Source organism: Microbispora bryophytorum (assembly GCF_006874465.1).
Classification (GTDB): Bacteria; Actinomycetota; Actinomycetes; order Streptosporangiales; family Streptosporangiaceae; genus Microbispora; species Microbispora bryophytorum.
The window spans coordinates 1-6640 of record NZ_VIRL01000046.1 but is presented as its reverse complement, the minus strand read 5'-3'; the positions used below and the strand labels follow the sequence as shown (position 1 = coordinate 6640).

The 6640-nt window shown below is 69.0% G+C and carries 4 protein-coding genes; 1 reads left to right on the top strand and 3 read right to left on the bottom strand.

Going from position 1 to position 6640, the window contains the following annotated elements; translation table 11 throughout:
• The 3 genes from FLX07_RS35615 to FLX07_RS35605 all read right to left on the bottom strand — a co-directional run.
• Positions 1-1010: CE1 family esterase (locus tag FLX07_RS35615; protein WP_425280122.1), on the bottom strand; the 1010-nt coding region annotated here is incomplete at its 3' end.
• 29 nt (positions 1011-1039) lie between these two features.
• Positions 1040-2566, bottom strand: a complete 1527-nt coding sequence (locus FLX07_RS35610) for an arabinofuranosidase catalytic domain-containing protein (protein WP_142576357.1) — start codon at positions 2564-2566, stop codon at positions 1040-1042.
• An 862-nt stretch (positions 2567-3428) separates the two neighbouring features.
• Complete coding sequence (locus FLX07_RS35605; protein WP_167748514.1) at positions 3429-4169, bottom strand: FadR/GntR family transcriptional regulator; 741 nt, start codon at positions 4167-4169, stop codon at positions 3429-3431.
• Positions 4170-4646: 477 nt separating this feature from the next.
• On the opposite strand from FLX07_RS35605, the gene FLX07_RS35600 reads away from it, so the two are divergent.
• Positions 4647-6640, top strand: a 1994-nt coding sequence (locus FLX07_RS35600; protein ID WP_208762575.1) for a right-handed parallel beta-helix repeat-containing protein, incomplete at its 3' end; no start/stop codon positions are given.

Here is a 6640-nt window from a genome sequence, read left to right as displayed (position 1 = left end):
TTGCCGCTGGGCGAGGCGGTCGGCGAGGGAGAGGGTGACGTGGGCGGGGTCGTCTGGAACTGCGTCACGAACTTCCAGGCCTCCCCCGAGGTCCAGGTCCTCCAGCCGTCGCAGTTGCACCCGTCGATCGGGCCCGGGGTGTGGCCCCCGTCGAACGCCGCCCAGACGACCGGATAGCCGGACCGGCACCCCGAGTAGGCGGTGACGATGTGGCTCAGGCTGCCCGACCGCGGCTCGGGCGGACTCTGGGCGGCACAGCCGTTGTTCCTGACGAACCTGTCACGCAGCCCCCGCCCCTGGGAGATGTTGAGCACCGGGTCCCCGATGCCGTGCACCCCCATGTACGCGATGGGCTGGGTGCCGCCGTTGCACCCGCTGAGCTGCCCGCCGGAGTAGACCACGACCGCGCGGAAGACCGTCGCCCGGGCGCAGGCGATCGCGTAGCTCATGCCGCCGCCGTAGCTGAAGCCCGTGGAGTAGATCTGGGCGGTGTCGACGCACAGGCCGGCCTCGATCTGCCCGAGCATGTCGTCGACGAAGGTCAGGTCCTGGCCGCCGGGGTTGGCCCAGCCGTTGTTGTTGCCCTGGGGCGCGACGAAGATCGTGCCGTTGCCGGCGGCGTCCGCAAGGCGCCTGAGTCCGTAGTACGACCAGTTGTACCCGTCGGTGCCGCCCGAGTCGACGTCGTTGGCGGTGCCGCCGTTCCAGTGGAACCCGAAGACCAGGCGGTAGGGGCGGTTGCCGTCGTAGCCCGCGGGCACCCGCAGGATGTAGCTGCGATTCTGGCCGCCGCTCATGATCGAGTGCGTGCCGCTCGCCAGCGTCGGGGCCTTGCCGCATCCGGCCGTCGCCGCGGCGGCCGCGGCGACCGTGGTGCTCCGCGTGGCCGTGGCGCTCTTTGCGACCGCGGTGCTCTGCGTGGCCGTGGTTCCGGCGAGCGCCGTACCCGCTGTTCCCAGGGCGAGAAGCACCGCCGCCGTGATGGTGGCGAAGAAGGATTTATGGCTCAACGTACACAACTCCATTCACGGTTGGGGGGTCAGCGGTAGCCGGCGGCGACGACGTCGGCCTGCACGGCGTTCTCGGTCGCGTCGGAGGGGTAGCCGGCGACCATCGCTCCTTCGTAGAAGGTGCCTGCGCTGAGGTTGGCGCCGCCGCCGGGCTTGCAGCAGTCGCCGCCGCTGCCCAGCACGATCGCGCCCTGCTTCTTCATCGGGCTGTAGCCGGAGGGAAGCGCGCCATCGTAGAGGGTGTACAGGCTGCCGGACTGCGCGTTGCTGCCCTTGATGGCGAAGCGCGAGGTGCCGTTGTTCTTCAGCGTCGCGGTGACGAACTTGCTGGTGAACGCCCTCTGGTTGTAGTTCCACGACTGGCTGCCACCGGGGTAGAGCCCCCATTCGAGGTCGGCCTGGACCCACGGGCCGGAGCCGGAGCAGCCGCCGAACCAGCAGCTCGTGCCGAAGTAGATGGCGTCCATCGCGCCGGCGGCGTCGGCCTTCCTGGTGGTCTCACTGTTGCCGTAGTCGAAGCAGCAGCCGCCGTTGACGTGGGTGCCGCTGGTCACCATGTACATGCCCTCGGGCGCGGTGCCGGTCGGTACGCCGGTCAGGTGACCGTCCCGCCAGTAGCTGTTGCCGGGGTTGATGTACAGCGAGTAGGCCTTGCCGCCGCCCACGGTGAGCGATTCGGTGGTCGCGGTCGCGGGCCTGCTCTGCGTCGAGCCGGGGACCGCGCTCGACCCCTGGTACCACAGGTCGTTGCCGTGCCCGGACTGGTCGTACACGACGGTGATGACGCAGGAGGTGCCGGAGCAGAAGGAGTCCTGCGCCGCGGCGTTGGCGACACCACCCTGAGCCAGGACGCCGATGTTCCTGGTCGCGTTGTCGGAGGAGCGCCGCACCTGGTAGAGGTTGCCGTTGTAGGAGCTGTAGAGCGCGCGCGTGGTGCTGTGCGCGGCCACACACGGCGTCCCTCCCGAGGCGTAGATGTCACACGAGCGCCCGCCCGGCTGCGGGGTGGGTGATCCGGTGGGCCCGCCTCCGCCGGTCGTCCACTTCTGGTTGCTCTGCCCGTTGCAGGTCCACAGGCTGACCGCGGTGCCGTTGGCCGTGCCCGCCTGGTACACGTCGAGGCACAGCCCCGACTGCACGCCGGCGATCGATCCGTCGGAGTTCTGCCGCCACTTCTGGTTCGCCTGGCCGTTGCACGACCAGATGACCACCTTGGTGCCCGGCGACGTCCCCTGGCCGTACGCGTCCGCGCACCGCGTGCCGTTGAACGTCCGCAGCTCACCTGACGAGGTGAACTCGAACGCCTGGTTGGCCTGGCCGTTGCAGTCCCAGATCTGCAGGCCTGTGCCCAGCGCATCGGTGTTGCCCACCACGTCGAGGCAGCGCCCCGACGACGCGCCGACCAGCGGCGCCACCGCCGCCGACACCGGCGCCGACCAGGTCAGGGCGGCGGCGAGGAGAGTCGCGAGCGCCGCCACGAGGCAGGCCGCGACGGCCGCCGGTGAGCGCCGCCCGCGAGCCGCGCGGCCCGTTGAGTCGACGGACGAAGAAGCCATTGCTTTCACTCCTTGGGGGGAAGGCACGGCGAAGACAGCCGCGTGCTGAATCCGGGCGGCCTCGCCGAAGCCGGCGGTAGGCGGTCGTGTCCCATGCGATGGGTCACTGTGACAACAGCCCGCCGTGGATTGGCCGGGCCGTGGGAGCTGACCGCTCCTCGATCCTCACGCCCGGCACCGATCCGGCGTTGTCCGAAGCGTGGAGACCGAGAGGATCTCGGGTCCCGAGCGCAGGACCCGATCCGCGCGAAGGCGCGTGTAACGAGAGGAGGAAGGGGTCGCGGACAGTGGTGAGGAGTCCCGCCGCAGCCGAAACGCCGGCGGCACACCTCACGCCGTCGCACGCGGCGAGCCGCGACGTCGGCGGATCACCCTCCGGTCGCACCGGATCGGCGGGAGCGTCTCGCGCTGGACCTCCCCGAGAAAGGTCCACGAATCGATTCACGCCGACCGGGGTATCGAAATTAGCCCCTATTGCCTATTTGTGGCACTTATGGGGTTTGTTAGCGCTAACAGATTGTCAGATCGTCGATCCTTCCTGCCGGCGGATTGGGGGGTGGCGGGATGCAGCGAAGCAAATATGACCGGCCGAGCGCCTGTCAAGAACCCCATCCCCCGCTTTTCCGTCCCGCGTAGGGGTTCTGAGTCCCTTCCACGGCCTTCAGCAGGCCTCTCAGCAGGGCCGCCGGCGATCTCCCGCCCGTCGCGCGCGGATGAAAGATTCATGGACCGCTACCCCCGGGCGGGCCGGCCCGCCCGGTCCGTGCGCGACACCGGCGGGGGCTGCCTCATCGAAACGATTCGCTTCGATGCTCAGAGGCGACGAGGAAGCGGCTCCGGCGGTGCGGCCGGCCGGACGGTCTCAGTCGGCCGAGGAGAACAGGTGCTGCTGGATCGCCCTGCGGTAGTCGTCCAGCGTGTTGTCGATGTGCGCGGCGGCGGCTTGGGCCGCCGCTTCCGGGTCGCCGGCGCGGATGGCCTGGTAGATGGCGTCGTGTTCCTCGACGGCCTTGGCCGCGTGCCCGCCCACGGAGCCGCGCAGCCCGATGATCGCGGACTGAGCCTGGAGCCGGCGGGCCTCCCGCACCGCGAGCTGCAGGAACATGTTGTGCGAGGCCGTGGCGATGGCGGCGTGGAAGGCGTCGTCGCCCTCGTTGAACACGTCCTCACGTCCGGCCTCGAACCCGCCGCGGCACACCCCGGCCGCCTCCTCGATCGCCCGCAGCTCCGCCGGAGCGGCGCGGCGGGCGGCCAGCCGGCTGGTCTCCGTCTCCTGCGCCCGCCGGAACTCGAACAGCATGTAGATGTGATCCAGGTCGGTGGGCAGGAAGAACGATGCCAGCCGCCCGGCGCCGAGCATTCCCTCGTCGTCGGCCACGTACAGGCCGCGGCCCTTCTGCGCGCGTACCCGGCCCAGCGCGGACAGGATCTTCACCGCCTCACGCACGACGGTGCGGCTGGTTCCCAGCTGCCGGGCCAGGTCGTTCTCCGTCGGCATGCGGTCGCCCGGCCGCAAGCCCAGCCGGGCGATGAGCTCCAGCACCTGCTCGGCCGCCACCTCGTAGCCCGGCCGGTATCCGCCCTCACGCAGGGTGTCGGTCACGGCGCTCCTTCCTCACGATCTTCCCTAGCAGTATGGCTCTGCAGGCCGTGTCGTCTCCGCAGGCGGTTCCGGAATCGCGTCGTGAGTACGAAACATACTGATGATTCACACGAAACGTTTCACCCAGGAAGCGGCGCCGATACGGCTTTCCGCTGGCCAGGCCGGTTCTTGTCGTTACGCCCACATGACGCGTGCATGCCGGCCACGAAAATAGGTGTGCTTAAAGTCTTGACTGGCTGCGGCACCGGCACCGTAATTGGTACCTGAGCACCCGGAGGATGCTTCTTCCGGGCCCCTGCGGCTGGACCACACGGCGGGTGTGTGGAGGCGCATCGTATGCCTGCACACCGTGGTCGGCCACGTCGGCTTCCATCGCCTCACCCCACCCCGACCCCTCGTGGTGCCAGGTGAGGCCGCGTCACCACGGAGAAGCACGTGACCGATCGAGTTGAGCATCCTTCCCCACCAGGCGCGGTGTTGAGACCGCTTCTGGTCGGTCTCGTCATCGCGGCGCTGACCGCCGCGATGGCCGTCGTCGCCTCGGCCACCGCGGCCCACGCCGCCACCACGACCCTCTACGCCTCGCCCTCCGGCACCGGCAGCACCTGCTCGTCCGCCCAGCCGTGCTCGCTGTCGGGAGCGCAGGCGGCGGTGCGGTCGCAGAACAGCTCCATGTCGGGCGACATCGTCGTGCAACTCGCCGACGGGGCGTACCGGCTCTCCTCGCCGCTACGGCTGACCGCCGCCGACTCCGGCACCAACGGATATCAGGTCGTGTGGCAGGCGGCCCCGTCGGCGCATCCCGTCGTCACCGGCGCCAGGGCGGTCACCGGGTGGACGCTCGCGAACCAGGCGAAGAACATCTGGCAGGCCAACGTCGGCACCGGGATCGACACCCGGCAGCTGTACGTCAACGGCGCCCTCGCCACCCGGGCGCGTACGCAGCTGAACCGGTCCGACTTCACCGCCACCTCCTCCGGGATGAGGTTCGGCAACAGCGCGCTGAGCTACCTGAACAACCTGGCCGGCCAGAACCGGATCGAGCTGGAGAGCATCGGCTCGTTCACGGACCGGTACGTGCGGGTGCAGAGCATCAGCGGCAACTTCATCACGATGCAGCAGCCCAGCTGGAGCAACAACATCTTCGGGTACGACACGTTCACCACCCCGCACCGGGCCGGGCCGTTGTACATCGAGAACGCCTACGAGTTCCTCGACTCGCCGGGTGAGTGGTACATCAACCCCACGACGGGCGTGCTGTCCTACATTCCGCTGTCCGGACAGAACATGAGCAGCACCAGCGTGGAGCTGCCGGTGCTGCAGTCTCTGGTGAACGTCGGCGGCACCTACGACGCGCCCGCGCACCACATCGCCTTCAGCGGCATCACCTTCACCGGCACCAGCTGGCTCGGGCCCAGCAGCAACCAGGGCTTCGCCGACCAGCAGACCGGCTCCTACATCTCGGGCAACTCCAACTGGCCCAGCAACCTGCCCAGCTCCTGCCAGGAGGGCTGCCAGCAGTTCGAGTCCACCAGGCCGAACTGGGCCCAGATGCCCGCGGCGGTGCAGGTCTCGGCGGCCAACCACATCACCTTCTCCGACTCGCAGTTCGTCAACCTGGGCCAGACGGCCGTGGGCATCGGCAACGACGCCAACGCGCACGCCAGCGGCGTCGGCCTGGGCGCCAGCGACATCACGGTCACCCGATCCGAGATCGCCCGCAACTCGGCAGGCGGCATCGTGGTCGGCGGCGTGCGCGCCGACGCCCACCACCCGAGCGACCAGCGGATGGTCAACCGCAACATCACCGTCAGCGACAACCGCATCCACGACCTCGGGCTGGACTACCGGGGCGTCGTCTCGGTCCTGACCACCTACGTCACCACCAGCGACGTGTCCCACAACGAGGTCTACAACATGCCCTACACCGGCATGTCGATCGGCTACGGGTGGGGCGCCAACGAGCCCGGCGGCAGCACCCAGTACGCCAACCGGGGTCTGTACAACTACCAGCCGCGGTACACCACGGCCACCACGGCGTCGGGCAACAAGCTCGTCGGCAACTACGTGCACGACGTCATGCAGCAGATGACCGACGGCGGATGCATCTACACGCTGTCGTGGAACCCGAACGCGGTCATCAGCGACAACTACTGCCTGCGGACCAACGGCTGGTTCGGGCTCTACTTCGATGAGGGCTCCAAGTACTACACCGTCAGGAACAACGTCTTCTCGAACACCGGCACCTGGGCCACCGCCAACTACTGGGGCGGTGAGAACATGGGCAACTTCACCGTCACGGGCAACTGGTCGACCAACGGCAGCACCAACATCACCAACGGCGACCGCGGCAGCGTCGTCAACGGCAATGTGACCGTCACCAACGGGCAGTGGCCGTCGGGCGCCCAGTCCGTGATGGCCTCCGCCGGGCCCCGGAACGGCACGTCGACGCCCTCCCCGTCACCGTCGTC

Coding starts and splice junctions, on each gene's coding strand:
- FLX07_RS35610 (WP_142576357.1), bottom strand. CDS start 2,566: ATGGCTTCTTCGTCCGTCGACTCAACGGGCCGCGCGGCTCGCGGGCGG.